At 61.0% G+C, this 26,803-nt stretch carries 27 protein-coding genes and 1 pseudogene; 14 read left to right on the forward strand and 14 right to left on the reverse strand.

Annotated elements, in window-relative coordinates:
- Window positions 1-39: 39 nt before the first annotated feature.
- The 4 genes from V6F91_RS24065 (at window position 40) to V6F91_RS24080 (ending at window position 4,432) form a co-directional block, all read left to right on the forward strand.
- Window positions 40-1,095 (forward strand): GTP-binding protein, encoded by a 1,056-nt coding sequence (locus V6F91_RS24065; RefSeq protein WP_332768825.1) that lies wholly within the window; start codon window positions 40-42, stop codon window positions 1,093-1,095.
- Between the two features lie 159 nt (window positions 1,096-1,254).
- Window positions 1,255-2,622 carry a nucleobase:cation symporter-2 family protein gene (locus V6F91_RS24070; RefSeq protein ID WP_332768827.1) on the forward strand — a complete coding sequence of 456 codons (1,368 nt, stop codon included), beginning with the start codon at window positions 1,255-1,257 and terminating at the stop codon, window positions 2,620-2,622.
- A 13-nt stretch (window positions 2,623-2,635) separates the two neighbouring features.
- Window positions 2,636-4,024, forward strand: a complete 1,389-nt coding sequence (locus V6F91_RS24075; protein WP_332768829.1) for an amidohydrolase family protein — start codon at window positions 2,636-2,638, stop codon at window positions 4,022-4,024.
- A 216-nt stretch (window positions 4,025-4,240) separates the two neighbouring features.
- Complete coding sequence (locus V6F91_RS24080) at window positions 4,241-4,432, forward strand: hypothetical protein (protein WP_332768831.1); 192 nt, start codon at window positions 4,241-4,243, stop codon at window positions 4,430-4,432.
- A gap of 113 nt (window positions 4,433-4,545) precedes the next feature.
- Here V6F91_RS24080 and V6F91_RS24085 read toward each other — a convergent pair whose 3' ends face one another.
- A complete protein-coding gene (locus V6F91_RS24085; protein ID WP_332768833.1) occupies window positions 4,546-5,358 on the reverse strand; it encodes an OBAP family protein in 813 nt (270 codons plus the stop codon).
- Between the two features lie 67 nt (window positions 5,359-5,425).
- On the opposite strand from V6F91_RS24085, the gene V6F91_RS24090 reads away from it, so the two are divergent.
- Window positions 5,426-5,776, forward strand: coding sequence for a hypothetical protein (locus V6F91_RS24090; protein ID WP_332768835.1), 351 nt, complete (start codon window positions 5,426-5,428; stop codon window positions 5,774-5,776).
- Window positions 5,777-5,804: 28 nt separating this feature from the next.
- Window positions 5,805-6,233 (forward strand): nuclear transport factor 2 family protein, encoded by a 429-nt coding sequence (locus V6F91_RS24095; RefSeq protein WP_332768837.1) that lies wholly within the window; start codon window positions 5,805-5,807, stop codon window positions 6,231-6,233.
- Between the two features lie 66 nt (window positions 6,234-6,299).
- On the opposite strand, the gene mqo is transcribed toward V6F91_RS24095, so the two are convergent.
- Window positions 6,300-7,949, reverse strand: a complete 1,650-nt coding sequence (mqo, locus tag V6F91_RS24100) for a malate dehydrogenase (quinone) (RefSeq protein WP_332768839.1) — start codon at window positions 7,947-7,949, stop codon at window positions 6,300-6,302.
- Between the two features lie 493 nt (window positions 7,950-8,442).
- Here mqo and V6F91_RS24105 point away from each other — a divergent pair, with 493 nt between their 5' ends.
- Window positions 8,443-8,874 (forward strand): nuclear transport factor 2 family protein, encoded by a 432-nt coding sequence (locus V6F91_RS24105; RefSeq protein WP_208937876.1) that lies wholly within the window; start codon window positions 8,443-8,445, stop codon window positions 8,872-8,874.
- 153 nt (window positions 8,875-9,027) lie between these two features.
- Here the strand turns inward: V6F91_RS24105 and V6F91_RS27590 are convergent, their stop codons facing one another.
- Both V6F91_RS27590 and V6F91_RS27595 read right to left on the reverse strand, forming a co-directional pair.
- Entirely contained in the window at window positions 9,028-9,891 is an 864-nt protein-coding gene (locus V6F91_RS27590) for a methyl-accepting chemotaxis protein (protein WP_423815357.1), read from the reverse strand.
- Window positions 9,886-10,704: pseudogene (locus V6F91_RS27595) on the reverse strand (MCP four helix bundle domain-containing protein); the annotation flags it as partial. The pseudogene V6F91_RS27595 and the gene V6F91_RS27590, both read right to left, overlap by 6 nt.
- Window positions 10,705-10,884: 180 nt before the next feature.
- Between V6F91_RS27595 and sodC the strand changes: the two are divergent.
- Window positions 10,885-11,403, forward strand: a complete 519-nt coding sequence (gene sodC / locus V6F91_RS24115; RefSeq protein WP_332768844.1) for a superoxide dismutase [Cu-Zn] SodC — start codon at window positions 10,885-10,887, stop codon at window positions 11,401-11,403.
- Between the two features lie 4 nt (window positions 11,404-11,407).
- On the opposite strand, the gene V6F91_RS24120 is transcribed toward sodC, so the two are convergent.
- Entirely contained in the window at window positions 11,408-12,061 is a 654-nt protein-coding gene (locus V6F91_RS24120) for a DUF2238 domain-containing protein (RefSeq protein WP_332768846.1), read from the reverse strand.
- Between the two features lie 162 nt (window positions 12,062-12,223).
- Between V6F91_RS24120 and V6F91_RS24125 the strand changes: the two genes are divergently transcribed.
- Complete coding sequence (locus V6F91_RS24125; protein ID WP_332768849.1) at window positions 12,224-12,538, forward strand: DUF2388 domain-containing protein; 315 nt, start codon at window positions 12,224-12,226, stop codon at window positions 12,536-12,538.
- Window positions 12,539-12,618: 80 nt separating this feature from the next.
- A complete protein-coding gene (locus V6F91_RS24130) occupies window positions 12,619-13,020 on the forward strand; it encodes a hypothetical protein (protein ID WP_332768851.1) in 402 nt (133 codons plus the stop codon).
- Between the two features lie 3 nt (window positions 13,021-13,023).
- On the opposite strand, the gene ligD is transcribed toward V6F91_RS24130, so the two are convergent.
- Together ligD and V6F91_RS24140 are read right to left on the reverse strand one after the other, a co-directional pair.
- Window positions 13,024-15,642, reverse strand: a complete 2,619-nt coding sequence (ligD, locus tag V6F91_RS24135) for a DNA ligase D (protein ID WP_332768853.1) — start codon at window positions 15,640-15,642, stop codon at window positions 13,024-13,026.
- Between the two features lie 134 nt (window positions 15,643-15,776).
- A complete protein-coding gene (locus tag V6F91_RS24140; RefSeq protein ID WP_332768855.1) occupies window positions 15,777-16,523 on the reverse strand; it encodes a tellurite resistance TerB family protein in 747 nt (248 codons plus the stop codon).
- Window positions 16,524-16,777: 254 nt separating this feature from the next.
- Between V6F91_RS24140 and pcsA the strand changes: the two genes are divergently transcribed.
- The gene (gene pcsA, locus V6F91_RS24145) at window positions 16,778-17,500 is read left to right on the forward strand and encodes a phosphatidylcholine synthase (protein WP_332768857.1); all 723 of its coding nucleotides are present in this window, start codon (window positions 16,778-16,780) and stop codon (window positions 17,498-17,500) included.
- 681 nt (window positions 17,501-18,181) lie between these two features.
- Here the strand turns inward: pcsA and V6F91_RS24150 are convergent.
- The 5 genes from V6F91_RS24150 to V6F91_RS24170 form a co-directional block, all read right to left on the reverse strand.
- Entirely contained in the window at window positions 18,182-18,994 is an 813-nt protein-coding gene (locus V6F91_RS24150; RefSeq protein ID WP_332768859.1) for a class I SAM-dependent methyltransferase, read from the reverse strand.
- A 33-nt stretch (window positions 18,995-19,027) separates the two neighbouring features.
- Window positions 19,028-19,300, reverse strand: a complete 273-nt coding sequence (locus V6F91_RS24155) for a DUF4242 domain-containing protein (protein WP_332768861.1) — start codon at window positions 19,298-19,300, stop codon at window positions 19,028-19,030.
- A gap of 152 nt (window positions 19,301-19,452) precedes the next feature.
- Complete coding sequence (locus tag V6F91_RS24160) at window positions 19,453-20,682, reverse strand: cytochrome c biogenesis protein DipZ (protein ID WP_332768863.1); 1,230 nt, start codon at window positions 20,680-20,682, stop codon at window positions 19,453-19,455.
- 36 nt (window positions 20,683-20,718) lie between these two features.
- The gene (locus V6F91_RS24165) at window positions 20,719-21,057 is read right to left on the reverse strand and encodes a hypothetical protein (RefSeq protein ID WP_332768865.1); all 339 of its coding nucleotides are present in this window, start codon (window positions 21,055-21,057) and stop codon (window positions 20,719-20,721) included.
- Between the two features lie 29 nt (window positions 21,058-21,086).
- Complete coding sequence (locus tag V6F91_RS24170) at window positions 21,087-21,350, reverse strand: DUF2790 domain-containing protein (RefSeq protein WP_332768868.1); 264 nt, start codon at window positions 21,348-21,350, stop codon at window positions 21,087-21,089.
- A 297-nt stretch (window positions 21,351-21,647) separates the two neighbouring features.
- On the opposite strand from V6F91_RS24170, the gene V6F91_RS24175 reads away from it, so the two are divergent.
- Window positions 21,648-22,388, forward strand: a complete 741-nt coding sequence (locus V6F91_RS24175) for a response regulator (RefSeq protein WP_332768870.1) — start codon at window positions 21,648-21,650, stop codon at window positions 22,386-22,388.
- Window positions 22,385-23,692 carry a HAMP domain-containing sensor histidine kinase gene (locus tag V6F91_RS24180; protein ID WP_332768872.1) on the forward strand — a complete coding sequence of 436 codons (1,308 nt, stop codon included), beginning with the start codon at window positions 22,385-22,387 and terminating at the stop codon, window positions 23,690-23,692. The genes V6F91_RS24175 and V6F91_RS24180 overlap by 4 nt, the downstream gene beginning before the upstream one ends.
- Window positions 23,693-23,729: 37 nt before the next feature.
- Here the strand turns inward: V6F91_RS24180 and V6F91_RS24185 are convergent, their stop codons facing one another.
- Window positions 23,730-24,479, reverse strand: coding sequence for a DNA-binding domain-containing protein (locus V6F91_RS24185; protein WP_332768874.1), 750 nt, complete (start codon window positions 24,477-24,479; stop codon window positions 23,730-23,732).
- Complete coding sequence (locus tag V6F91_RS24190) at window positions 24,472-25,311, reverse strand: DUF692 domain-containing protein (RefSeq protein ID WP_332768876.1); 840 nt, start codon at window positions 25,309-25,311, stop codon at window positions 24,472-24,474. Before V6F91_RS24190 ends, V6F91_RS24185 begins: the two co-directional genes overlap by 8 nt.
- Before the next feature lie 414 nt (window positions 25,312-25,725).
- On the opposite strand from V6F91_RS24190, the gene V6F91_RS24195 reads away from it, so the two are divergent.
- Window positions 25,726-26,772: a class I SAM-dependent methyltransferase gene (locus V6F91_RS24195; RefSeq protein WP_332768936.1), complete on the forward strand. Its 1,047-nt coding sequence runs from the start codon at window positions 25,726-25,728 to the stop codon at window positions 26,770-26,772.
- The last annotated feature ends 31 nt before the right edge of the window (window positions 26,773-26,803 follow it).

Genomic DNA, 26,803 nt, shown 5'->3' on the forward strand with positions numbered 1-26,803 from the left:
ATAGCACTCCGACAAAAAGACCTGAGGAGCTTTATTTAAATGAACACGCCCTTCAACGCCCCAACCCGCAACAACAAAATTCCCGTGACCATCCTCACCGGTTTCCTCGGTGCCGGCAAAACCACCCTGCTCAATTACATCCTCAAGGAAAACCACGGCCGCAAAATCGCGGTGATCGAAAACGAATTCGGCGAGGTCGGCATCGACGGCGATCTGGTGCTCAGCTCCGAAACCGAAGAAATCTACGAAATGGTCAACGGCTGCGTGTGCTGCACCGCCGAGGTTCGCGAGGATCTGGTGCGCATCGTCCGCGAGCTGGTGGCGCGGCCGGTGCGCCTCGATCACATCCTGATCGAAACCAGCGGTCTGGCCGATCCGTACCCGGTGGTACAGAGCTTTTTCATCAATGACCCGATTGCCGACGAAGTCGAACTCGACGCGATCGTGACCATGGTCGACGCCAAACACATCGCCCAGCATCTGGAAGACCTGCAACTGGACGGCGTCGACAATCAGGCCGTGGACCAGATTGTCTGTGCCGATCGGATTGTCATCAACAAGGTCGATCTGGTGAGCGCCGAGGAGGTGGAAACCCTGCGCGGCAAAATTCGAGGTTTGAACGCCACCGCAGATCTGGTGACCTCGACCCAGGCACAAATCGACCTGACAAAAATCCTTGGCATCGGCGCCTTCGAAAGCACGCAGAAGCTCATGGAAATCGGCGCCGAACCTGAGCATCTCGAACACCACGACCATCATTCAGAACACGCCATTGAAGAGCACCTCCATCGACACGATCCGAGCGTGTCATCGGTCGGCATCGCCGTCGACGGCGCGGTCAACCTGATGGCGTTCCACCGCTGGATCAGCGAACTGCGCTCCTCCCAGGCCGACAACCTGTACCGCATGAAAGGCGTGCTCGCGGTGGCCAACGAAGATCAGCGCTACGTGCTGCAAGGCGTGCACAGTCTGGTGGAATTCCGCGCCTCGACCGCATGGGGCACGGAGCCCCGTTCGAGCAAGATCGTGTTCATCGGCCGCGACCTGGATCGCGCGGCCCTGAACCAGGGCTTCGCCGCCTGCCTGGCAGGCTGAAACAAGGCATCGGAGCCGGTGGATGGCGGCTTCGCAGCACGAATGACTGATGCCGATCAGCGCAACGCTCCCACAAGGGATTTGTAGTGTTTCCGGATGAAAACCGCATCAGACGAATACCCCTCTCTACCGCATGAAAACAGCCAGAGGTGTTTCCCCATGTCGTCAGCCACATCCCCAACGCAATCCGCCTCCACCGTGCATCCCGTCGACCGCGTTCTGCCGGTGCGTCAGATGCTCACCCTCGGCCTGCAACACATGGCCGTCTCGTACATCGGCGCCATCGCCGTGCCGTTGATTGTTGCCAGTGCGTTGAAAATGTCTCACGCCGACACGGTGGTGCTGATCAGCACCACGCTGTTCTGCTCGGGCATCGCCACGCTGTTGCAAACCGTCGGTTTCTGGAAATTCGGCGTACGCCTGCCAATCCTGCAAGGCGTGGCGTTCAGCAGCGTCGGCCCGGTGATCGCCATCGGCAGCAACCCGCAGGTGGGGTTCGCCGGGGTCTGCGGGGCGGTGATCGGCGCTGGACTGTTCACCCTGCTGATGGCGCCGTTCGTGGGCCGATTGCGGCGGTTCTTTCCGCCGGTGGTCACCGGTTGCATCGTCACCGTGATCGGCTTGCAGCTGTTTCCGATTGCCTATGAATGGGTCGGCGGCGGGCGCAACGCGAGCAACTTCGGCGCCCCGGCATTTCTCGCTGTCGCGGTAGTGGTGTTGCTGACGATTCTGCTGGTCAACCGCTATGGCAGCCCGTTGCTGCGCAACATGGCGGTGCTGGTCGGCATGCTGATCGGCGCGGGTCTGGCCTATGGTCTGGGCATGGGCAGCTTTCACAGTGTCGAAGACGCGCCGTGGCTGACCGTGCCCTACCCGTTCTACTTCGGCCTGCCGACTTTCAGCCTGATTCCGATTGCGACCATGGCGGTGGTGATGATCGTGCAGATGGTCGAGTCGATGGGCCTGTTCGTCGCCATCGGCGACATCGTCGAAAAACCGGTGGACGACAAACAAGTGATCAACGGCCTGCGCGCCAATGGTCTGGCCAGCACCATCGCCGGCATGTTCGCCGCGTTTCCGTTTATCGCCTTCATGGAAAACGTCGGCCTGGTGATCCTCACCGGTGTGCGCAGCCGCTGGGTGGTCGCGGTCAGCGGCTTGCTGATGTGCTCGATTGCCTTGGTGCCGAAGGCTGGCGCGATCATCGCTTCGATGCCGACCGCCGCGCTGGGGGGCGCCGGGATCGCCATGTTTGGCGTGGTCGCGGCGGCGGGCATTCAGACCCTCGCCAAAGTCGATTACGAGCGCAATCGCTACAACGTGCTGATCGTCGGTTTCACCCTCGCCGCCGCGCTGGTGCCGGTGCTCGCCCCCACCCTGTTCAGACAATTACCCGAGTGGTCGCAGCCGTTCCTGCACAGCAGCGTGGTCATCGCCTGCCTGGTGTCGGTGCTGCTCAACGCCGCGCTGAATGGCGTCAGCGTGCCGCAAGCCACCGCCAGCAAATCCGCCTCGCCCATTCTTTAGTCTGGAGCTGCCCATGAATCAACCTCAGAACATCCTGATCAAACATCCGCTCGCGGTGATGACCGGCCTGCGCGGGTCGCGCGCGCGGGCCGGCGCCGTGGACATCCGCGTGGTCGACGGGCGCATCGCCGAAATGGCCGCAAACCTCACAGCGCTACCCGGCGAACGGGTCATCGATGCACGCCATTGCGTGGTCTACCCGGGCTGGATCAACACCCACCATCACCTGTTCCAGAACCTGCTCAAAGCCGTGCCCGAAGGTCTGAATCAGGACCTGCAAGGCTGGCTCGCCAGTGTGCCCTACCCGCGCCTCAACCGCTTTACCCCGCAACTGGCGCGGATCGCCGCGCGCCTGGGCATGGTCGAGTTGCTGCTGTCCGGCGTGACCACCTGCGCCGATCACCATTACCTGTATCACGCGCACGGCAGCACCGAGACCGGCGATGTGCTGTTCGACATGGCCGAGGAATTCGGCCTGCGTTTCGTGCTGTGCCGTGGCGGTGCGCTGGAGTCGGCCAACGCGCATCCGGGCTTCTCGAAAACCGCGCTGCAACCGGAAAGTCTCGAACAAATGGTCGGCGATATCGAACGGCTGAAATCGCGCTATCACCAGGACACCCCCGATGCAATGCGCCGGGTCGTGGTAGCGCCGACCACGCCGACCTTTTCCCTGCCGCCGACGCTGCTGCGCGAACTGGCCCATACCGCGCGCGGCCTCGGCCTGCGCTTGCACACGCACCTGTCCGAGACGCAGAACTACGTGAATTTCTGCCGCGACAAGTACAACTGTCTGCCCGTGGAGTTCGTCGCCGAACACGAATGGCTCGGCCCGGACGTCTGGTTCGCCCACGCCGTGCACCTGCAACCGGGCGAGATCCGCATGCTCGCGCAGACCGGCACAGGCGTCTCACACTGCCCGGTGAGCAACGCCCGCCTGGGCAGCGGCGTCGCCCCGGTACCGCAAATGTTCGAGGCCGGCGTGCCGGTTTCACTCGGCGTCGACGGCGTGGCATCCAATGAATCCGGAAGCATGGTCGGCGAAGCCAACACCGCGTGGCTGATCCACCGCGCCGAACAGGGCGCCGCCGCCACCACCGCCGAAGACGTCATTCACTGGGGTACGGCCGGCGGCGCACAGGTGCTCGGCCTCGGCGCAGTCGGCACGCTGGAAATCGGCCAGGCGGCGGATCTGGTCATCTACAGCCTCGATCACCCGCGCTTTTACGGTTTCCACGACTGCGCCGTCGCGCCGGTGGTGGCCGGGGAGCCGATAGCGGTGAAATACAGTTTGGTGGGCGGCCGCGTGGTCGTCGATAACGGGGTGATTCCGGGGCTGGATATCGAACGGATGCGGGCTGAAGCGTGGGAGGGAGTGCAGCAACTGATGAACGTCGACGACTGACTCCAATCCACCACAAAACCCTTGCAGGAGTGACCCTGCTCGCGATCGCGGTACTTCAGACAGCATTGCAGTGTCTGAACGATCGCCGTCGTGAGCAGGCTCACTCCTACAGGGGATGGCGTGCATTCGCGACTTGCGGTTTTGTCGTCTAATGTTAAGTCCTCAGCGGATTGAGCCCTTGCCCGCAACACCGGGCTCTTGATCAAGGAGAGACGGATGCCATCGCGCCGCAACATCGAACAGACTTACCGCACCTGGTCCAGCCCCATTCTGCTTGAGCTGAAAAAGCGCGAGCAGCAGATGGCGCTGGTCGAACGTCAGGCTCTCGAAAATGTTTTGCTGGAAAGACGATTGCTGGACATCGGCGGCCCTGAAGCTACCGAACGTCGCCGCAGCGGCGGTGGCTGAACAACCGCTATCGCGAGCAGGCTCGCTCCCACAGGGATTGGGGATGAGCACAAATCTTGTGAGCATCTGCAAACCCTGTGGGGCGACCGAGCGCAACATCTACCGATGGTTACTTACGGCTTGGGCTGCGTCCCGCGTGCATTCTCATCGCTGCCCGTCGAAGGACGCGGCCTCAGGTGCGTGTGCCCGGTCGGGTCAGGAAGTTGCAGCGCATTGCCTTGTTGCCAGGCATCGGCGCCCTGCTCGATGGGTGCCGGTTTGATCGCGGCGCGGGCGGTTTTGTTTTTCGCGGTGTCGACGCCCAGGCGCTTGTCGCGTTGCTGCACCATCTGCGGATCGGCCTGGCCGTCGGCGGTGAAGCCCATCATCAATTGCGGTACGCCGAGCGGCAATTGCTTGTCCTGATCGGTGTGCCAGGTGTGCCAGGTCTTGCCGTAGGTGTTGGCGAGCTTTTCCATCAGCCGGGTTTCGGCGACTTGCGCGATGCCCGGGGCGACCAGTTGGCCGGAGGTGACTTCGTGCGCATGGCTGTGCCACAGGGCTTTTTCCTTGGCCGGCAGTTGCGCAAACAGGCGCTGGCTGATGATGTATTCGACGCCCATCAACTTCGCCTCGGCGCTGTTGCCGTCATAGATCACGCATTGAAAGACTTCTTCGTTGAGCACCGAACAATAGTGGTGCGCCTCCATTTGCACATCAGGGTGCCCGTTGTAGAAGTGGAAGCCGTCGAGGTACAGGTTCAAGGCGCGAATCGGCGGTTTGTCTTGCAGCCACTGCGCACCGGTTTCAAGTAATTCGGTGTCGGAGGCCTTGGCCTGGCCGGGCGTCTGCACCGGCGACTCGGTGTTGCTCATCGCGCAGCCGGTCAGTGCCGTCAGCAGCACGCCCATCGAAAGCCATCGTCCGTGCGGGGTTGTGCAACGCATGTCTCGCTCCTTCTTTCAGTCCGTGGGGCCGCTGGCATGGCCCTGTACTGCAACTGAAAGCGCGAACATGGCGGAGTTCGAAAAAACTGCGGGGGCTTCAGACCGGAGAAATCGTGGCCAGCAAACCAATCAGAATGGTCAGTGTCAGGAAGCCACCCAGGAAAATCGCCATCTTGTTCATGTTGCTCTCCTCAATGCCGGGTTTGCGGTGCACTGGACGCTTCAGGATGAAGGAAAGTCGCGGGTGCCCGCACTGCCGGGGCATTGTGAGCGCTTGGCTGAACCGGTTACAGCGTCAGATAAAGCGAAAAAATGCAGATCAGATGCGCATCTGATCCGCATGGGCGATGGTTCGGTATTCAGCACGGCACACCATGACGTTCTTTCAACGTGGTTGATCTACAGTCAGTGCCATTGAAGACCAACAATAAAAACCGGAGCCCCCTATGACAGAGTTGACCCTGCAAGCCCCCGTCGCCCAATCCCTGCAGCGCTGGCACGAGATGATCCGCACCGGCAACCTGCGCGCGCTGCCCGAGCTGCTCGACGCCCAAGCGGTGTTTCGCTCGCCGATGGCCCACACGCCCTACCCCGGTGCGCCGGTGGTGTCGATGATCCTCAATACCGTGTTCGAGGTTTTCGAGGATTTTGCGTACCACCGCGAACTGGCCAGTGCCGACGGGCTCAACGTGATTCTGGAATTCAGCGCCAGGGTCGGTACGAAAGAACTCAAAGGCATCGACATGATTCGCTTCGATGAGCACGGCAAGATTGTCGAGTTCGAAGTGATGGTGCGGCCGTTGAGTGGCCTACAGGCGCTGGGCGAGGAGATGGGGCAGCGGCTGGGGGCTTATCTGGCCAAAGCCAAGGCTTGAAGCGCAGACACAAAAAAGCCCACTGACCGTCACCGGTGCAGTGGGCTTTGTGCGTCAGGCGTGTGTTTAGAGCGCCATGTCGCGTGCAGCGTTGTCCTTCAGAGCCGGGGCTTTTTCAGCCGCAGCGCCGGCTGCCGGAGCAGCGGCCTGACCGATCACCGGAGGCGTCGGCAGTTCGAGGATCTTGGCGGTGTAAGCCCATTCTGCGGCCACTTTGGCCGGATCGCTGTTCAGCTGAGTGCCGTAGCTTGGAACGATCTGGTGCAGCTTGGCTTGCCATTCAGGGGTGGCGACTTTGTCTTTGAAGACTTTCTGCAGCACGCTCAGCATGATCGGTGCAGCGGTCGACGCGCCTGGCGATGCGCCCAGCAGGCCGGCGATGGAGCCGTCCTGAGCAGCAACGATTTCGGTGCCCAGTTTCAGCACGCCACCTGCAGTTTCATCACGCTTGATGATCTGCACACGCTGGCCGGCTTGCCACAGGCGCCAGTCTTCGGCTTTGGCGTTCGGGAAGTATTCCTTCAGCGCGTTCATGCGGTCTTCATCCGACAGCATCAGTTGGCCAGCCAGGTACTCGACCAGCGGGTATTCCTTGATGCCGACCTTGGTCATAGGCCAGATGTTGTGCGTGGTGGTGCTGGTCAGCAGGTCCAGGTACGAACCTTCCTTGAGGAACTTGGTGCTGAAGGTCGCGAATGGGCCAAACAGGATAACGCGCTTGCCGTCCAGGACACGGGTGTCCAGGTGCGGAACCGACATCGGCGGCGAACCCACCGAAGCTTTACCGTAAGCCTTGGCCAGGTGCTGCTCGGCGATGGCCGGATTATCGGTCACGAGGAACGAACCACCCACCGGGAAGCCACCGTATTCCTTGGCTTCAGGAATGCCCGACTTCTGTAGCAGGTGCAGGGCACCGCCACCAGCGCCGATGAACACGAACTTGGCGTCGGTTTCGGTTTTGGTGCCGTCTTTGAGGTTTTTGTAGCTGACGCGCCAGGTGCCATCGGCGTTCTTGGTGATGTCTTCGACTTCGCTCGACAGTTTCAGATCGAAGTTAGGCTTGGTCTGCAGGTGCGCGGCGAACTGGCGGGTGATTTCGCCGAAGTTCATGTCGGTACCCAGCGGGCTCCAGGTGGCCGCGATTTTCTGGTTCGGGTCACGCCCTTCCATCATCAGCGGGACCCACTTCTTGATCACAGCCGGGTCTTCGGAGTACTGCATGCCGGCGAACAGCGGGCTCGCCTGCAGGGCTTCGTAGCGCTTTTTCAGGAACTTGATGTTGTCATCGCCCCACACGAAGCTCATGTGCGGTGTGGTGTTGATGAACGAGCGAGGATTCTTCAGAACGCCCTGCTGAACCTGCCAGGCCCAGAACTGACGGGACACCTGGAACGCTTCGTTGATCTCGACGGCTTTCGGGATCGTTACGTTGCCTTTGTCGTCTTCCGGGGTGTAGTTCAGCTCAGCGAGTGCCGAGTGACCGGTACCGGCGTTGTTCCAGCCGTTGGAGCTTTCCTGGGCGACGCCATCGAGGCGCTCGACCATTTCCATCGACCAGCTCGGCTCCAGCTCATTGATCCACACACCCAGGGTGGTGCTCATGATGCCGCCGCCGATCAGCAGGACGTCGACTTTCTTTGCTTCGTCAGCATTGGCGGATGTCATCCCCATTGCCAAAGCCAGACCCAGCAAAGCTGTGTTCACTTTCTTAAACATCTGTTGCACCTATGATAAAACGCCTTCCGCCCGCCTCTGTTATCAGCATGCGATCCGCTTGGATGACGCTCAGGCTGGCGTCGCAGATTCCGGCACACTTCAATTTTGACGGGTGGGCACACAAGGCCGACATGCCGCATCGACCTCAGTTGATGTCCCTTCTGAACTGACTTCTTATCATTATTGGCTTCAGCTACTTGAGCGACAGGGATCCTGCCAGCGCACCCTCGAGCACGCTGACTGAATAAGGTCAAACCAAGTTGGCGCGCAGAATATCACGTCAGGGCAAACCCGCGCGTCTGTTCCCGACTTCAAAGTCGATTTGCGTCGCGATGGGTTATCGGCCGGAAGCGGCAGAACATGACCGCTGACAGCTGGCTTATTGCCGGAAAACGAAGCGCAGCAAACTACTGCCTGACCGCCGAATAATCTGCTACGTTGTACGATGACTGACGAATCAGTCATTACCCAATAACAACAAGGAACTACCACAATGACCAAAACCCGACTTCTGATCGGCTTTCTCTGCGCCTTCAACGGTTACGCCATGGCCGCGCCTGCCGCGGCGGAAAAGGACGTCGCCCAGGCCGTGGATCATCTGACGCAGGCGATGCTGCACAAGGACATCGCCGAACTGAACGCCCTCACCGCGCCCAACCTGACCTACGGCCATTCCAGCGGCAAGATTCAGGACAAGCAAGAATTCATCGCCGACATCGAAACCGGCCGAAGCGCGTTCAAGACCCTGGAAATGCAGAAGCAAACGATCACCCTGTCCGGCGATACCGCGCTGGTGCGCAATCATTTCTCGGCGCAGGCGTTGAAGGGCACTGAAGTAGTGCCGACCGAGATCGAGAATTTTCAGATCTGGCAGAAGCAGCAGGGCAAGTGGTTGCTGATTGGGCGGCAGGCGTTCAAGTTCTGATTGTGATTATCTAGCCTGATTTGATGTTGCTCGGGCTGGCCTCATCGCGAGCAGGCTCACTCCCACAGGGGAATTGCATTTCAAATGTGGGAGCGAGCCTGCTCGCGAAGGCGGCGGGTCAGGCACTCCAAAAACGCCTGACTCGCCTGATGCTCAAAGGCGAAACCGATCCACCGACTGCGCCAACTGCCCCGCCAGGCTCGACAATTCATCCGTGGTCGTCGCGGTCTGACCGATCACCCGGCTGTTGCCCTCCGACATCCCCGCAATCATTTCCACCTGATGGGCAATTTCATTGCTGGCCTGGCTCTGCTCGCCAATCGTGCGAGTGATGTCGTTGACCAGTTGCGTGGTGCTCAAGGTTGCTTCGAGGATTTCGCGGATCGCCCGTTCGACCTCCGCCGTTACCGCCATGCCTTTGTCGACCTGCGCCACCCCGGCCTCCATGCTGCTGACCGCTTCGCGCGTGCTGTTTTGAATCCGTGCGACCATCGCGGCGATTTCCTGGGTCGAGGCGCTGGTGCGTGCCGCCAGACTGCGCACCTCGTCAGCGACCACGGCAAAACCGCGCCCCTGTTCACCGGCCCGCGCCGCTTCGATCGCCGCGTTGAGCGCCAGCAGATTGGTCTGGTCGGCAATGCTCTTGATCACCTGAATGATGTTGAAGATGGCTTCCGATTCCTGATCCAGCGTGCGGATGACCTGCGCCGACTGCTGCGCCGAGCGAGCAATGTCATCCATATCGCTGACCACCTGATGGATCACCCCGCCGCCCTCCTTCGCCAGGGTCTCGGCCTGATTGGCCATGCTCAGCGCACGCTCGGCGTGGCGAGTGATTTCCTCGATGCTGGCGGTCATCTGGCTGGCCGCCGCGGCCATGGTGCCGGCGGCGACGCTTTGCTGCTGGCTGCTGTCGGCAACCTGATGGCAACCCTGGCTGAGCTGTTCGCTCATGCCGCTGACGCCGTGGGCGTTGCGCCGCACCACATCGATCATGTTGCGCAGGTCGCGCTGCATGGTCGCCAGCGTGCGTATCAACACGCTGGCCTCGTCCTTGCCGGAGGGCTCGGCGATCGGCTCGCTGAGGTTGCCATGGGCGATGCTTTCGGCAATGCGACTGGCGGTTTGCAGCGGCCCGGTGATGCTGCGAATGACCCAACGGCCTTGAACCAGCAGCAATAAAAGACTGGCGATCAGCACGACGCCGAGGGCAAGGTTGGCATTGCCAATGGCGGCTTCGGTGCCTTCGCTGGTTTGCCGGGTGTTGCTTTCAATCAGTTCGCTAAGCGTCGCCATTTGCTCTTCGAGCTGGCTGAACGCTGCGTTGAAGCCGCCGAGTTGCTGCTGGGCGGCGTCCGGGTTGTCCAGCGCCACGCCGACGATCTGCTCAGCGGATTTGATGTAGGTGTCGAGGCTCGGCTTGATCTGCTCCAGCGCCGTGCGCAACTGCGGGTTGATGGGCAGTTTCAGATTGTCATCCAGCACTTCGCGAAAATGCCCGGCGTGCTCGGCCAGCGAATCGCGCACTTCGGTCGCCGTACCGGTGCTTTTGCCCAGCCCCACCAACATCGCCGAATAAACATCGGCGCGCAGGGCGTCGTGCATCATGTCGGCTTCCATGTGGTTGCGCAGCGCGCTCATGCTTACCGTGTTTTCGCCGACCGCCGTGGCCATCCGCAGATTGCCGACATAACTGACCAGACTCACGATCAGCGCCGTCAGCAGGCTGGTCGCAATCAGCAACACCAAACGCAGTTTGATCGACACCGTGGAATCTCCCGTGGGCACGCTGGATTGCGCTTGTCGGATTTCAGTTAAGCCTATTTGCACAGAACTGCCGACACAGAGCGTATCGGCTGATGTCAGCCGCGACTTGAATCCGGCAAAACTTTTCGATCGAGCGGCCAGTCACACGCTGCAGCGCCGATGGACTGCGCCTTCATCGCCGGTTAACGCTGGCAGGCTATGAATCCATCGCTTCGAACATTCATGCAGCTGAAGGAAACGCTAATGAAACGCGCATTATGGTTTGGTCTGCTCGGCACCCTGGCGATGGGTACCGCACAGGCAACGGAGAAAGTCGCAATCAATCTGGTCAGCGCCGACGGTGCGCCGCAGGCGATCGGCTCGATCACCATCAGCGAGACGCCATATGGCCTGCTGTTTTCGCCTGACCTTAAATCCCTGCCGGCCGGTATTCACGGTTTCCACGTGCATGAAAACGGCAGCTGCGAAGCGAGCGTGAAGGATGGCGTGAAAGGCGCGGCATTGGCCGCTGGCGGTCACTTCGATCCGGCGAGAACCGGCAAGCATCTTGGCCCCTACGCCGACGGCCATCTGGGTGATTTGCCAGCGGTGTATGTGACGGCTGACGGTGTCGCCAATTATCCGGTGCTGGCACCGCGCCTGAAGAAAATTTCCGAGATCAAGGGCCACGCCCTGATGATTCACGCCGGCGGCGACAACCACGCCGACATGCCCAAGCCACTGGGCGGTGGCGGTGATCGCATGGCCTGCGGAGTGATCTGACGGCTCAGCGCGGCGCTCGACGCCCGCCTGCCAACATCAGCAAGGACAGCCCGGCGCCAACCAGCGCCAGGGCCATGTCCTTCTGCGAATCCCAGGGATCGTTTTGCGCGCCGACGAAGGCCTGTCCGGTGTCATCCCCCAGATAAGCGCCGCCGACCCACTCGATCAGTTCGTACAACGCCGAGGTCGCCAGCACCACGCTCAAGGTCATCAGCACCAGCCAGGCACCGCGCAACGGGGTCAGGCGCAGCAGCACTTCGCGCATCGGCCAGACCAGCAGCAATCCGTAGCTCAAGTGCACCAGCCGATCATAGTGATTGCGCTCAAGACCCAGGACCTTGTTGACGCTGACGCCGGTCAGCAGCGTGCTCCATTGATCGTAGGGCACCCGCGAATAGGTGTAATGCGAACCGACTTCATGAATGCACAGAAAGGCGAAGATCATCACCAGCGAAAAGGACGACAAGCGAAACCGCCGATATGCCAGTACCAGAGCCAACACCAGCGCCGCCGCCAGTACATTTTCCAGCAACCAGTCGACGCGGCTTCGCGGGGAGATGCCGAGCGCGATGGCCAGCAGGACAAATCCGCCTAGCAAGGCGGCTTCGATTCGCGTATCTGCGGGGCGGGCAACGTTGTCGCTGACTCTGACGAGCATCGGGTCGACTCTCAACAATACAGGCAAGCGGTAGACCCTCCACCGTTTTGCCCGGTTCCTTGCCGCTGCGTTTTCGTCGCTCACGGAACTCCCGCGCGCCGATCATCTCTGACGTTATGTAGTCCCTTCTCTTTTGCTTCGCGCCTTCGGAGGAACACCGTCATGCGCAAGTTAGTGCTCGTTTCATCTCTACTCCTTTGCCTGCCGGTCGGTTCGGCGCTGGCCCGTGTCGATGCGGGCGATGTCGCCACCTCGGCCGGTGTTTCCGCGTCGCTGTACTCGACCTTCAAGGATGACAAGATGGTCATTCCAGCCCGTGACGATGTCTCTGCATTCGTCGCCAGTGGCGGGACCATACGTGGGGTTTATCTTGAATCGGTGCTGCAACAGGTGCGCCAGGACAACCCAGGCCTCAACGCCAGTGATGAAGACCTCGCCAACGCGATTCTGGTGCATTACGAAGGCCTGAAACCTTAGTTTTCAGGAAGACGGCGGCCGATGGACGGCTGCCTCACGCACATAGGCAAAACGGTCCGACGGCCTCTATGATGGAGGCCATGACGACCACCGCGCCCTTGCGCTCCCCTTGCCCACCCGGCGCCTGCGTTTGCGGGCGCGCCCCGTTGCTGGACACCCCCGGCGCCGATTTGCGCATCCTGCGCTTGACTCGCAACGAAGAAAAAGTCCTGCTGGCGCGTCTGGAACAGCTCAAAGACCTCGCCGATCTGCGTCATTTGCAAAAACGCATGTATGAGCAGTTAGGTATTCGCGTGGAGATCTCCCCGGGCTTCCATGAAGTGCGGACCATGCTCGGCATCGACATCGACATCGACGAGCTGCCCGGCCTGTGCCGCAAAACCCGCAAAGCCATCCCGACGGCGATTCGCCGAGGCTTGAACAACAACCCGGCGATCGCTTTCGAACTGCTCAACGCCCACGACTTGCTGCGCGACGCCTGATCACTATTTCATGCCGACGCGTTTGCGCATCTGCGCGGTGATGGTCTGGCGGGTTTTCTTTATATCCGCCCACGGTTCTTCACCGACCTCGGCCAGGCGCTCGTGCACGTTGTGAATATTCCAGTGATTGCCGCCCTTGATCTCCGCCACTTCTTCACGGAAAACCGGTACGGACACCGGCATGCCTTCACGCGCGCGTGCCGCATAAGTACAAATGGTGGTGGCGCCCAGACCGTTGCGCAGGTAATCGATGAAGATCTTGCCGACACGGTTTTTCGGGCCGGACACCGCTGAAAAACGGTCCGGCAACAGCTTCGCCATGTGGCTGACGATGGCGTGGCTGAAATCCTTGACCTCGTCCCAGCCGTGCTTGCGGGTCAGCGGCACGACCAGGTGAATACCCTTGCCACCGCTGGTTTTCAGGAACGCCTTGAGCCCCAGTTCATCGAGGACGGTCAGGGTCAGCGCCGTGGCTTCGACCATGCTTTTCCACGGCAACGTCGGGTCCGGGTCGAGGTCGAGGACGAAGCGGTCGGGCTTGTCCAGATCGGTTTGGGTGGCATTCCAGGTGTGCAATTCGACCGTGCTCATCTGCACCGCGCCAATCAGCGCTTCGGCACTGTTGATCATCATCACCGGCTGCCCCGTGACGTCCTTGTCGAGCGTGCTGATGCCGGGGATCGCCAGGCGCTCGGCGTTTTTCTGGAAGAACAGTTCGCCGGCAATTCCGTCCGGGGCGCGGACCAGCGCCACCGGGCGATCCTTGAGGTGCGGCAGAATGTATTCGGCGACACTGGCGTAATACTCGGCGAGCTGCATCTTTGTGGTGCCGCTGACCGCGTCGATCACCCGCTCCGGGTGGGTGATACGCACTTTGCCGTTGGCGAGGTTGGCTTGCGACGGTGCGCTTTCGGTTTTGCTCGCCGCGTTTTTTTTGCTCAGAGGCTTGCTGGCAGCGGTCTTCTTCGCGGGTTTCTTCTCGGCAGTTTTGCTTTCGACAGTCTTCACAGGCTTCGCTCGCTCCTCGGTGATGGCTTTGGCCGGTTTGTCGTTGCGCAAGCCATGGAACACGGCGTGGCGCACCGAGCCGTCCTTGGTCATTTCGGCGAATGCCACTTCTGCCAGCAGTTTGGGCTTGAGCCAATGCACGCCTTTGGCCTCAAAGCCGCTGGGCGGATTGACCACCGCCGCGCTTTTGGCCAGCAAAGGTTTGAGTTGCGCCAGAATGCTTTTCAGCGTGGTTTCGTTGAACCCGGTGCCGACCTTGCCGGCGTAGCGCAATTCACCGCTGTCGCGATCATGCAGGCCGAGCAACAACGCGCCGAAGGCACTGCGCGCGCCTTTCGGATCGGTGTAGCCGACGATGACGAATTCCTGCCGGTGTTTGCATTTGAGCTTGATCCAGTCGCTGCTGCGCCGAGATACATAAGGCGAGCCCAAGCGCTTGCCGATCAAGCCTTCCACCTGCATCTGGCAGGCACTGTTGAGCAGCGCGTCCGGAGTCTCTTCGAAAGCTTCGGAAAAGCGCAACAATTCGCTCTTTTGCGTGCCGAGAATGGTCGCCAATGCGGCGCGCCGTTCCTCGACCGCGACTTCGCGCAGATCGACGCCGTTGAGATAGGGCAAATCGAACAGGTAATAAACGATGTTGCCGCTGCGCCCGACTTCGAAAGCGTTTTGCAGCGCCTGAAAATCCGGCACGCCCTGCTCGTTGGCGACGATCATTTCACCGTCCAGCCAAGCCGATTCCAGACCTAACGCCGCCAAGGCTTCAGCCTGTTGCGGCAGTTTGTGCGTCCAGTCATGGCCGTTACGGGTGAACAGTTGCACCTGATCGCCCTCGATGCGCGCCATGATCCGGTAGCCGTCGAACTTGATTTCGTAACTCCACTGCCCTTCCGGTGCACTGTCGACCAGCGTCGCCAGCTCGGGTTTGAGTTGCGCCGGCAGCTTGGCCTTGTGTGCGCCAGTGAGTTTGCCGGTCGCCTGTTTGCGCGGTTTCGCCGGGGCTTTCTTCACCGGTTTGGCCTGTTCGGCGGTTTTTTTCGGGCTGGCGACGATCGTGCGCTCACTCAGCACGCTGTCCGGTTCCGCGACCAACACGTCGTAGTCATCCTGCGGGCGGGCGGCGTTGTCCTGATGCTTGATCAGAAACCACTGTTCCTTCTTGCCCGGCATGTGCGTGCGCACCAGATTCCAGATCCCGCCAAGCTTCTCGCCCTGCAATTCGAATTTGAGCCGGCCCTTGGCGTAAGCCTTTTGCGGATCGTCGAGGGGAATCCACACGCCACGGTCCCAGACGATCACATCGCCGGCGCCGTAATGCCCCTCGGGAATGCTGCCCTCGAAGGTCGCGTAATCCAGCGGGTGATCTTCGACGTGCACCGCCAGACGCTTGACCTTGGGGTCGAGCGACGGCCCTTTCGGCACTGCCCAGCTCTTGAGCGCGCCGTCGAGTTCGAGGCGAAAGTCGTAATGCAGGTGCGAAGCGTCGTGCTTCTGGATGCAGAACTGCAAGGCGTGATCCTTCGCAGCTTTACGGCCGGAGCGTTTTACCGCGGCCGGTTCCGAAGTCGCGGAAAAATCGCGCATGCGGTTGTAGTCGTCGAGATTCCTGTTCATGGGCGCACCGATTGCAGACTGGCTCTGTTATGTAGAAGAGCGATGCGCCGTGAGAAAAATTCAATCGAGCTGAAAAAGCCCCGGACGGATGGACCGCCAAGGGCTTTGATTGTCGGCGGGTTTTGGCTTTTTGCTCAGGCCTGACCTTTTGCCTGAGCTTCCAGATGCACCTGCAGATCGGGGTCTATGTTGAGGGCGACGGCGAGTTCATCGAGATAGCGGCGCTCAGCGTCTTGTTGGTCGTCTACCAGCAAGACGCTGGCCAGATACATCTCCGCCGCCACCGCCGGGTCACCCTGCGCAGATTGCGCCACTTCGGCAGGGTCCAGCGGCTTGGCGACTTCGGCGTCGAGCCATTGCTGCAACTGCGGATCGCTGGTGTGTTTGCCGATTTCGCTGCTGATCAAATGTTTCTCGGTTTCATCGATGCGGCCGTCAGCCTTGGCCGCCGCGATCAACGCACGCAAAACTGCGTGGCTATGCTCTTCGATTTGCGGGCCAGCGAGCAGATCGGCCGTTTGCGGAATCTGCTGCGGCGCCGCACTGGCCTGGCTGCGTTGCCAGGCCTGATAAGCCTGATACGCCATCATCCCCAGCGATGCCAGTGCCGCATAGTTCGTACCGCCGGAACGACTGCGGCTGCCCAAAGCACCACCCAAAGCACCGCCTAATCCGCCACCGCCACCGCCGAGCAAGCCACCGAGCAATCCACCCAACCCGCCGGATGCCGCCGCGCCAGCGCCACCGGCCTGACCGCCGCCCAACAGCCCGCCGAGCAAACCACCGAGCCCACCCAGGCCCTCTCCGGCAGACGCCCCCGTGGACTGCCGCCCCGAGGCCTGGCCCCGCAGCAGTTGTTCAAGCAAATCGCTGGTGTTCATGACGTCATCCTCAGGCATTGGCCGTGACTGCGTCAGGCAACCATAGTCCCCGCCAGCCATAGCGCCAGCACCGTTTGGCTGACACTCGACGTCTGGCCGCGCCGGTCGAGGAATTTTTTCGCCGCCCGGCTAAGATTGATGATGCGTGAACCTTATCCCGGCCAAACCGGTCGATAGCTGCAACCCCGACCCGGTTCGCCGGCGCCCTTGCAAGGGTGACACCCGGCCAGCTGCACTTTCTGGAGAACGCTCCCGTGATATCGACCATACACATCGCCAGGCTCAAAGCATGGGGCGCCCATGGTTTTACCGCGACTGGCGTGGTCACCGCATTTCTGGCGACCCTCGCCCTGCTGGAAAACCAGCCGACCCACTGCCTGATGTGGCTGGGCGTGGCACTGATCGTCGACGGCCTCGACGGCGCGCTGGCGCGCAAGGTCAATGTGCAATCGGTGCTACCGAGCTTCGACGGCTCGATCCTCGACCTGGTGATCGATTACCTGACCTACGTATTCATCCCGGCGCTGTTCATCTACCGCTACATCCCCTTGCCCGACTACACCTTGCTGCTGACGGTGTCGCTGATTCTGGTGTCGTCACTGTTCTGCTTCTGCAATGTCAACATGAAAAGCAAAGACAACTACTTCGTCGGCTTCCCGGCCGCCTGGAACGTGGTTGCGCTGTGCCTGTACATCATCGGCCCGGGACCGTGGCTCACCTTTCTCACAGTGATCGGCCTGGCGCTGCTGACGGTGACCCGGATGAAATTCCTGCATCCCTTCCGCGTACGCCGGTTCATGCCGATCAACATCGCCGTCACCGCGATATGGTTGTTGTGCAGCCTGTCGCTGGTGCTCAACCACCCGCAGATCAACCCGATGGTCATGGGCGTGTGGCTGCTGATGTCGGCTTATTTTCTGGGGATCTGCATCTGGCGCACGGCGCTGGAGTGGTTTGATCGGGGGCAGGTGAAATAGGTGGCATTGATTGGAAACTGGTCGGCTGTAAGGCCGCCATCGCTTGCAGGCAAGCTCCTGCATTTTGATTGCGTTTTTTCAGTTGGAACGCCGTCAACCTGCTGGTGATGGCGGGTGTCAGGCATGCTTGTACTCAGCCTGAACATCAAAAGCGAAAATCAAAAGCCCCTCACCCTAGCCCTCTCCCGGAGGGAGAGGGGACTGATCGGGGTGAATGTGAGAGCTACGCTGACGTGAAATATCGAGTCGAACGCTAATTTCGAATCCAACCAAAATCGGCTCCCTCTCCAGGGGGAGAGGGCTGGGGTGAGGGGCGAACCCACCCAAAATCCAAAGCCAACCACCCGCTTCTAACCACTCAACAATGAGCGTTAGCTCGAGTGCCTTTGATCTTGATCCACCAGCGACGTCGGAAAGCTGAGTGGAGGGATTGATCCGGGCGTGGGAGCGCAGCGACCGTCTGGCGCAGCCAGACGCAGCGGAAGTAGGTGCAGCGAAGCAAACCGTAGCCGCTGCGCCCGGATCGATCCCGGAGCGAAGGGACCCGAGCCTGCGAGGGCCGAACGTAGGAGCAAGCGTTTTTTGCTTACTTTTTTTGGCGTCTGAAAAAAAGTGAGTCGCCGTCAGGCGAAACCGTCAGCCGCAGCAACCGAAGCAACGGATATGCCCCCAAGAGCAGCATCAACGCTTGCCAATCACCACCTCAAGATACTCACTCGGCACCACCAACGATCCCTCCCCCGCCCGATTCAAGCGCTCAAGCAACTCGGTCAGATCCGCCTCCAGCGCCTCCGCGCCCTCTGCCGGCAACACAGCGAAAGCCTTGTGCACCGGCCCATACCAATGGCGAAAAATATCGATGAAATGCGCCGCCGAACGATAGCGAAAATGGAAATGCCGACGCGTTACCTCAATCACAAAATCCTGATCAGCAAAATGCGTATGCAACCACGCCTCCGTGCCCCAGTTCGACGGCGGTTGCGCACCGGCCGGCGGTGGCAGATGCCGGCCGAGCACCTTGAACATCTGACCCACAAAACCGCCCGGCGTCCAGTTGGCCAGACCAATCCGCCCGCCACGCCGACAAACCCTGCCCAACTCCGCCGCCGCCTGCGCCTGATCCGGCGCAAACATCACCCCAAACGTCGACAACACCGCGTCATAACTTTCATCAGCGAACGGCAACGCCTCGGCATCAGCCACCTGAAAGGTCACATCCAGATGCTCGGCCCGGGCCCGGTCCTGGCCGCGTTCCAGCAATGCTGCGACGTAATCGGTAGAAGTCACCAGGCAACCCCGCCGCGCCGCCGCCAGAGTGGCATTGCCATTGCCGGCAGCGACGTCCAGCACCTGCTCATCGCAACGCAGATCGCAGGCCTCGGCGAGGTTCTCACCGACGATCTGCAACGTGGTGCCGATCAAGGCGTAATCGCCGCTGGCCCACGCCACTTTCTGCCGTTCTTTCAGGGCAGTGAGATCAATCGGGGTATTCATGACGTCGAACTCCGCTGAACGGTGAAAGCGTGATCATTCGGCAGTGGTCGGATCGATGATCCGCTCCACCCGCGCGACACTGTTGGCCGGAAAACCACCCAGCCGGGCATGTTCGCGTACCTGCTCCTCGTCAGGCGCGATGTACACGCAGTAGATTTTGTTGGCGGTCACGTAGCTGTGCAGCCATTGCACTTGCGGACCGAGGTCGCGCAACGCCTGACACGACGTTTGCGACACGGCTTTGAGTTCGGCTTGCGACAGTTCACCGGCATTGGGTATCTCGCGTTCAATCACGAATTTGGGCATGACAACCTCGCATTCCTGTTATATGGCCAAGAGAGCAGGTCGCCGGGTCTCGCCCTGCATTGCCACTATCGCGCTACGGCTGATCGGCGTCCCCGCCGATCGTCTGCCAACCCTTGAAAACCGGGGCTTTGCCGATGAATGGTGGCAATCTGTCAAGCGTCTGAAACACCTTTGCCGTTATGCGCTTTTGCCTCCTCCAGCAATCGCTTGATCATCAGCTCCTGCGCCTCATAACTGCCTTCACCGAAGTGGCTGTAACGCACCTGCCCCTTGGCGTCGATCAGGTAATGCGCCGGCCAGTACTGGTTATCGAAGTTGCGCCAGATCGCATAGTTGTTATCGATCGCCACCGGGTAGGTGATGCCGAGCTTTTTAACCTGATCCTTGACGTTGTCGATGATCCGCTCGTAACCGTACTCCGGAGTGTGGACGCCGATCACCACGAGGCCGTCCTTTTCGTATTTCTTTGCCCAATCCTTCACGTAAGGCAGGGTATGCTGGCAGTTGATGCAGTCGTAGGTCCAGAAGTCCACCAACACCACTTTGCCGCGCAGGGATTCACTGGTCAGCTCGGGCGAGTTCAGCCATTGCACCGCGCCCGTCAGCGGCGGCATCACGCCTTTGCCCTCCTCCATCGGCGAGTCCGCACGGACCTTGGTGACGAGGTAGTCGACGACTTTCGGCACGTTTTCCAGCACGCTTTTTTCGACGCTGGCCACGCCTTCGGACGAGGTGTTCGACAGCAAGGTTTTATCAAAACCTGTGGCAATCACCACGGCCGCTCCCAGCACAGCGACGCCGGCACCGCGACGCAACCAGCCGGTGAACGGAATCGACGGTTTCAAGCGATTGACCAGGCCACGTCCGGCGAAGATCAGCACGCCCAGCGACAAGGCACTGCCAGCGCCGTAAGCGAGCAACAACAAGCTGGTTTGCGCATTCGCCCCCTGCAGCATGGCCCCAGTCAGAATCACGCCGAGAATCGGCCCGGCGCACGGCGCCCACAGCAGCCCGGTGGCGACCCCGAGCATGATCGAGCCCAGCGGCCCGGCCTTGTTTTGTGCATTCGGGTCGAGACGGTTGCCGAGCATCACAAAGGGTCGGGTCAGCCATTCGCCGATACGCGCCGAGATCAGCGACAAGGCAAACACGCTCATCACGATCAGCGCGACGTGGCGTCCGGTGTTACTGGCCTGAATCACCCACTCGCTGCTGACCACCGCCAGGCTGGAGATCAGCGCAAACGTCAGGGCCATGCCGCCGAGGGTGAGCAGGATCGAGGCGCGGCTACGCTGCGCACCGGCAAACAGAAACGGCACCACCGGCAGGATGCAGGGGCTGAGCACGGTCAGCAGACCGCCGAGAAACGCGATGAGGTACATGGTGAGTCACCTTTTTTATATGACGGTGATGAGCAATCAGGCGCTCTGGCTTTGCAGCCATTGGCTCTGCGGCGTGCGGCTGGCGCCGTTCTCGGCGAACATCTGGCCCAGCGGGGTGTGACTCGAACCGTCCGCGGCGAACATCTGGCCCAGCGGGGTGCGACTCGAACCGTCCGCAGCAATCATCTGCCCCTGCGGTGTGCGACTGGCGCCGTCCGCCGCGAGCAAGCCATCGGTGCCCTGCTTCGCCACCGGGGTCAGCTGAAAACAGGTGCTGGTGTGACAGCCAGGCTGTTCAACCGCAGCATTGGCATGGGCGGCCACGCCGGCCAGGGAGAAAGCGATGGCCGTCAGAAAGCGCGATACGTTGTTCATGATATTTACCTTCCAGAAAGAGTGATTGATCAGTTGTCGTTGTTGCAGCTGTCAGCGAATTTGCTGTAATCGAGCACGCGGGTGGTGCCGGCCGAATCGAGGTAAGTCATGCGCGCTTCGACGATGCCGCAGGCCACCGAGTTGTCCTGTTCCAGCGAGATCACTTTCTGGATATCCAGGTGGGTGCCGTAGGTGTAGGTTTGCGGGGCGGTAGCCGCTTCGGCACGGGCCGACAGGGTGCAGATGTTCAAAGCGGCAAACAGGCAGGCGACGACTACGGATTTGTTGTTCATGGCGGTAATCCTCAAGGCTTCATTGGGTTTGGGCCGAGGCGTTGTGTGTTTGCCTCGATGGAACCTATTTAAAGCTCGCGAGGTATCGCGTCTGTGTCAGGAACAGGCGCGATTCAATCGCTGTGTATCCCTGCCAGCGGGCGATACACAGCGATACAAAACCCTGAAAAAATCCTGTTTTTGCGTTTCCGTGTATCCGGCAGCACGGCAGATACACTGCAATACAAAGGCTCGCAGGCGCGCCAATGCAGGCGCTATAGACTGCACGGCATTCCCCTTCTGACAGAGGCTTGAACCATGGAACATGTCGATCACATTCTCATCGTCGACGACGACCGCGAGATCCGTGAGCTGGTGGGCAACTACCTGAAGAAAAACGGTCTGCGCACGACAGTCGTCGCCGATGGCCGGCAGATGCGCAGTTTCCTCGAAGCCAACACTGTCGACCTGATCGTGCTCGACATCATGATGCCGGGCGACGATGGCCTGCAGTTGTGCCGGGAACTGCGCATGGGCAAACACAAGGCCACGCCGGTGTTGATGCTGACCGCGCGCAATGATGAAACCGATCGCATCATCGGCCTGGAAATGGGCGCCGACGACTACCTGACCAAACCGTTCGCCGCGCGCGAGCTGTTGGCGCGGATCAACGCGGTGCTGCGCCGCACGCGCATGCTGCCGCCGAATCTGGTGGTCACCGAAGCTGGACGCCTGCTCGCCTTTGGCCGTTGGCAGCTGGACACCTCGGCACGACATCTGCTGGACACCGACGGCACCATGGTCGCCCTCAGCGGCGCCGAGTATCGTTTGCTGCGGGTGTTTCTCGATCATCCGCAGCGGGTGCTCAGCCGCGATCAGTTACTCAACCTGACCCAAGGGCGAGATGCCGACCTGTTCGACCGTTCCATCGACTTGCTGGTCAGCCGTTTGCGCCAGCGCCTGCTCGATGACGCGCGCGAACCGGCGTACATCAAGACGGTGCGCAGCGAGGGTTATGTGTTCTCGTTGCCGGTGGAAATTCTCGGGGCGCCGGCATGACCCTCAATCTGCACTGGCCACGCACCCTCGCGTCGCGCCTGTCGCTGATTTTCCTGATCGGGCTGATCCTCGCCCAGGCGCTGTCGTTTGGCGCGCAATACTACGAGCGCTACGAAAGCGCGAAGAACACCATGCTCGGCAATCTGGAAACCGACGTTTCCACCTCGGTTGCGATCCTCGATCGCCTGCCTGCCGAAGAACGTCCGGCGTGGCTCACCCGTCTGGCGCGCAAGAATTACGGCTACCTGTTGAGCGAAGGCGATCCGGGCACACCGATTGGCGCCCGTGATGTGCCAGTGGCGGTGACCTCGATCACCGAGGCCATCGGTGCGCGCTACCCATTGACCTTCACCGACATCCCCGGGCCGCGCCAACACTTTCAAGGCCATCTGCGCCTGAGCGACGGCAGCCCGCTAACCATCGACGTACGCCCGGCTATGGCCCCGCTGTCGCCGTGGTTGCCGGTGGTGCTGCTTGGCCAGTTGGCCTTGATGATCGCCTGCACCTGGCTGGCGGTGCGCATCGCGATCCGGCCGCTGACCCGCCTGGCCAACGCCGTGGAAACCCTCGACCCCAACGCCAACCCGATCAAGCTCGACGAATCGGGCCCGAATGAAGTGGTGTACGCGGCGCGTGCCTTCAACACCATGCAGGCGCGCATCGCCGCCTACCTCAAAGAACGCATGCAACTGCTGGCGGCGATTTCCCACGACCTGCAAACACCCATCACCAGAATGAAATTGCGCGCCGAATTCATGGACGACTGCGCTGAAAAAGACAAACTGTGCAACGACCTCAGCGAGATGGAACATCTGGTGCGCGAAGGAGTGGCCTATGCGCGCAGCGTGCATGGCGCGACAGAAGAGAGCCGGCGTATCAACATGGACTCCTTTCTCGAAAGCCTGGTGTTCGACTATCAGGACATGGCCAAGCAGGTGCAACTGGTCGGCCACAGCACGGCGGTCATCGACACCCGCCCGCACGCCTTGCGCCGAGTGCTGGTAAACCTCACCGACAATGCCCTGAAATTCGCCGGCGCCGCTGAACTCCATGTCGCCGCCGACAACGCCAGCCTGACAATCAGCGTACTCGACCGCGGCCCGGGCATCGCCGACGCCGAACTGGCGCAGGTGCTGCAGCCGTTTTACCGGGTGGAGAACTCGCGCAATCGCGATACCGGGGGTACCGGTCTGGGCCTGGCCATCGCCCAGCAACTGGCAATGGCGCTGGGCGGGACGCTGACATTGAGTAACCGTGAGGGTGGCGGGTTGTGTGCGGAACTGAAGCTGCCCATCAACCAATAAGCGCACACAGGCTCACTCCCAATGAATTGTGTTTCATTCAGGTGATGCCAACCACCCGATCCGCATGCAGCTGGCGCAGCAACGCCAGGCCATCGTCGATGAATGCGTCACTGGCCGCTTGCCCCGCCTCCTCTGCAAGCCGCTGCAAATGCTCACGCCCCGTCAACTCTGCAAACTCGCCAATACGCTGCAACAAACGCAAAGCCAACGGGCTCAGCAGGGAAAACTTCACACTGAAATCCGCCGTGCGCCGCACCAGCAGCAAGGTCGGTTGCGCCGGTGGCGTATCGGGCTGATTGTGCGGATCAAGCTCATGCACCGGCCAGGCATACGCCAGCGGCCAAGCCAGCGCCGAAACCTGCAGGGGGCGTTCAAGCAGCAGCGCCGGGGCCGTCAGCGGCAACGCGGGGGCGTCTGATTGCTGCAACACCATTTCCACCCATTCGTAATGCGCCAGCTCCAGCAGAAACGCCGGCCACGGCCCTTGCTGCAACACTGGCGGTTGCGAGCCCAGATAATCGATAAATTCCCCGGCGATCTCGCCGAATTTCGGTGTCTGCGCCCGCCAGTCTCGCAAGAAACCACGCACCAGCAAACGCCAGCGCGGTTCGCCGATGATCCGGATCAGCACCGGAAAGGTTCCGCTCAACAGCTGCGAAACGTTGTTGAATACCAGCTCGCGATAAACCTCAACCCGCGCAGCATTCATATCGCTGGGCGGTGTCTGGTGTTCGGGATCGCGCAGATAGCAGGTCAGCGCGTGTTGTTGCTGTAGCAGGTTATCCACGAGGTCGCCCTCCTGCTTGCAAGTGGCGAATGGTCTGCAGTTCGCCGACCAGTTCGGCAAAGGCCGGAAAGTTGAAATCCCGCTCCAGCAAGGTCGGCTGCGCACCGAACCGCGCATAGGCCTGCGCCAGCAAGTCCCACACCACGGGTTTTACCGAGGCCCCGTGGGTGTCGATTTTCAGCGTGTCGGACTCATCGAAATGCCCCGCGACGTGCATGCCCACCACCCGCTGCGGCTCGATGCCTGCAAGAAACGCCTGCGGGTCGAAGCCGTGATTGACCGAATTGACATAGACGTTATTCACGTCCAGCAGCAGATCGCAATCGGCCTCGCGCAGCACGGCGTTGGTGAATGTCACTTCGTCCATGTCCTGGTGCGGGGCGGCGTAATAGGAAACGTTTTCTACCGCCAGACGTCGGCCGAGGATGTCCTGTGCCTGACGGATGCGCGCGGCTACGTGGTACGCGGCTTCTTCAGTGAACGGCAATGGCAGCAAGTCATACAGATGCCCGTCATCGCTGCAATAGCTCAGATGTTCGCTGTACAGCGGCACGTTGTAATGGTCGAGAAACACCCGCACTTCCCGCAGGAAACCGACGTCCAGCGGCGCGGTACCACCGAGCGAGAGCGACAAGCCGTGGCAGGACAACGGATAGCGCTCGGCCAGTTCACCCAGCGCCGCGCCGTGCGCCCCGCCGACGCCGATCCAGTTTTCCGGCGCGACTTCGAGAAAATCGAAATCACCAGCGCGGGCGGTTTGCAGATCTTTTAGCAGGCCACGGCGCAGGCCGAGGCCGACGCTGGGTGGCAGTGATGAAAGCGGCGTTTGCACGGGAATCACCTCAATAACGGGTTTTGCCCAGTTGAAGCGCCGGCTGTATCGCTGCTGTGTGCAATTAACCGGTCGTTTGCAACCGCGTGTATCGCTCTGCGTCCGGGATACACAAAGATACAGCTCGATTGCGAATCCGTTGTGGGAGCGAGCCTGCTCGCGAATGCGGTTTATCATTAAAAAACTTCATTGTCTGATTCACCGCTTTCGCGAGCAGGCTCGCTCCCACAGGGTTTTTCATTGTTCACAAAGTCGGCATCACGCCCGAACGGCGGCTAGACTGTTTCATTACCCAGTCGAGGGGGACGCAGGACTTCTGTCGTGCCCTGCCCGTTTCCGCGACCACCGCCCGGTGGCGCACGCCTCGACCTTCGACGCCGCCGGACTGTGATCCTGTTTTCAGGAGCACACATGATGGACGAGGCGAAGCTCAACCAATTCATGGGCAAACTGGTCAACGACATGGGCGGCGCGGCGATGCTGGCCAATGTCATCGTCGGTGAAGAACTCGGCCTGTACCGGGCGATGGCCGACAGTCAGCCGATCAGTGCCGATGCCCTCGCCGCAAAAACCACCTGCAATCCACGGCTGGTGCGCGAATGGCTCAGCGCCCACGCGGCGTCGGGCTATATGGAGCATCAGGACGGGCAGTTCCGCCTGCCGGAAGAACAGGCGCTGGCGTTGGCGGTCGAGGATTCGCCGGTGTATGTCGCGGGCGGGCTTGGCGTGGTGGCATCGTTTTTCCATGACAAGGACAAACTGGTCAAAGCCATGCGCGGCAATGGCGCCCTGCCCTGGGGCGATCACCACCCGTGCATGTTCAGCGGTACCGAACGCTTCTTTCGCCCGGGTTACAAGGGCCATCTGATCGCCGAATGGTTGCCGGCGCTGGACGGTGTGGTGGCCAAACTGGAAGAAGGCGCGAAAGTCGCCGACATCGGCTGCGGCCACGGCGCCTCGACGGTGATCATGGCGCAGGCGTTTCCCAACTCGCGTTTCGTCGGCTACGACTATCACGCGCCGTCAATCAGCGTCGCTACGCAGCGCGCCGAGGAAGGCGGCGTCAGCAGCCGGGCGACGTTCTTTCAGGGCTCGGCCAAAGGCTACCCCGGCGATGACTACGACCTGATCTGCTATTTCGACTGCCTGCACGACATGGGCGACCCGGTTGGCGCCGCGCGTCACGCCTATGCAGCACTCAAGGATGACGGCACGGTGCTGTTGGTCGAGCCGTTTGCCAACGACACGCTAGACGACAATATCAATCCGGTCGGGCGGCTGTTTTATGCGGCGTCGACCTTTATCTGCACGCCGAACTCGCTGTCGCAGGAAGTCGGCCTGGGCCTCGGTGCCCAGGCGGGGGAAATGCGCTTGCGCAAGGTGTTCACTGAAGCCGGGTTCAAGCAGTTCCGCCGGGCCACGCAGACGCCGTTCAACCTGATTCTGGAGGCGCGCAAGTAACCTGCGCGGGTCGTGCTAACCTGCTGGCAAC

Source organism: Pseudomonas koreensis, from assembly GCF_036668835.1.
GTDB classification, from domain to species: Bacteria; Pseudomonadota; Gammaproteobacteria; order Pseudomonadales; family Pseudomonadaceae; genus Aquipseudomonas; species Aquipseudomonas koreensis_I.

What these genes read in the sequence shown, in the direction of transcription:
- mqo (WP_332768839.1), bottom strand. Translation starts at nt 7,949, where the DNA reads ATGTTTAAGAAAGTGAACACAGCTTTGCTGGGTCTGGCTTTGGCAATG.
- V6F91_RS24160 (WP_332768863.1), bottom strand. Translation starts at nt 20,682, where the DNA reads ATGTACCTCATCGCGTTTCTCGGCGGTCTGCTGACCGTGCTCAGCCCC.
- V6F91_RS24080 (WP_332768831.1), top strand. Translation starts at nt 4,241, where the DNA reads ATGCCATCGCGCCGCAACATCGAACAGACTTACCGCACCTGGTCCAGC.
- V6F91_RS24125 (WP_332768849.1), top strand. Translation starts at nt 12,224, where the DNA reads ATGCGCAAGTTAGTGCTCGTTTCATCTCTACTCCTTTGCCTGCCGGTC.
- V6F91_RS24070 (WP_332768827.1), top strand. Translation starts at nt 1,255, where the DNA reads ATGTCGTCAGCCACATCCCCAACGCAATCCGCCTCCACCGTGCATCCC.
- V6F91_RS24120 (WP_332768846.1), bottom strand. Translation starts at nt 12,061, where the DNA reads ATGCTCGTCAGAGTCAGCGACAACGTTGCCCGCCCCGCAGATACGCGA.
- V6F91_RS24180 (WP_332768872.1), top strand. Translation starts at nt 22,385, where the DNA reads ATGACCCTCAATCTGCACTGGCCACGCACCCTCGCGTCGCGCCTGTCG.
- V6F91_RS24085 (WP_332768833.1), bottom strand. Translation starts at nt 5,358, where the DNA reads ATGCGTTGCACAACCCCGCACGGACGATGGCTTTCGATGGGCGTGCTG.
- sodC (WP_332768844.1), top strand. Translation starts at nt 10,885, where the DNA reads ATGAAACGCGCATTATGGTTTGGTCTGCTCGGCACCCTGGCGATGGGT.
- V6F91_RS24105 (WP_208937876.1), top strand. Translation starts at nt 8,443, where the DNA reads ATGACCAAAACCCGACTTCTGATCGGCTTTCTCTGCGCCTTCAACGGT.
- ligD (WP_332768853.1), bottom strand. Translation starts at nt 15,642, where the DNA reads ATGAACAGGAATCTCGACGACTACAACCGCATGCGCGATTTTTCCGCG.
- V6F91_RS24140 (WP_332768855.1), bottom strand. Translation starts at nt 16,523, where the DNA reads ATGAACACCAGCGATTTGCTTGAACAACTGCTGCGGGGCCAGGCCTCG.
- V6F91_RS24195 (WP_332768936.1), top strand. Translation starts at nt 25,726, where the DNA reads ATGGACGAGGCGAAGCTCAACCAATTCATGGGCAAACTGGTCAACGAC.
- V6F91_RS27590 (WP_423815357.1), bottom strand. Translation starts at nt 9,891, where the DNA reads ATGCAGCGCGACCTGCGCAACATGATCGATGTGGTGCGGCGCAACGCC.
- V6F91_RS24155 (WP_332768861.1), bottom strand. Translation starts at nt 19,300, where the DNA reads ATGCCCAAATTCGTGATTGAACGCGAGATACCCAATGCCGGTGAACTG.
- V6F91_RS24075 (WP_332768829.1), top strand. Translation starts at nt 2,636, where the DNA reads ATGAATCAACCTCAGAACATCCTGATCAAACATCCGCTCGCGGTGATG.
- V6F91_RS24130 (WP_332768851.1), top strand. Translation starts at nt 12,619, where the DNA reads ATGACGACCACCGCGCCCTTGCGCTCCCCTTGCCCACCCGGCGCCTGC.
- V6F91_RS24165 (WP_332768865.1), bottom strand. Translation starts at nt 21,057, where the DNA reads ATGAACAACGTATCGCGCTTTCTGACGGCCATCGCTTTCTCCCTGGCC.
- V6F91_RS24175 (WP_332768870.1), top strand. Translation starts at nt 21,648, where the DNA reads ATGGAACATGTCGATCACATTCTCATCGTCGACGACGACCGCGAGATC.
- V6F91_RS24170 (WP_332768868.1), bottom strand. Translation starts at nt 21,350, where the DNA reads ATGAACAACAAATCCGTAGTCGTCGCCTGCCTGTTTGCCGCTTTGAAC.
- V6F91_RS24065 (WP_332768825.1), top strand. Translation starts at nt 40, where the DNA reads ATGAACACGCCCTTCAACGCCCCAACCCGCAACAACAAAATTCCCGTG.
- V6F91_RS24090 (WP_332768835.1), top strand. Translation starts at nt 5,426, where the DNA reads ATGGCGGAGTTCGAAAAAACTGCGGGGGCTTCAGACCGGAGAAATCGT.
- V6F91_RS24095 (WP_332768837.1), top strand. Translation starts at nt 5,805, where the DNA reads ATGACAGAGTTGACCCTGCAAGCCCCCGTCGCCCAATCCCTGCAGCGC.
- V6F91_RS24150 (WP_332768859.1), bottom strand. Translation starts at nt 18,994, where the DNA reads ATGAATACCCCGATTGATCTCACTGCCCTGAAAGAACGGCAGAAAGTG.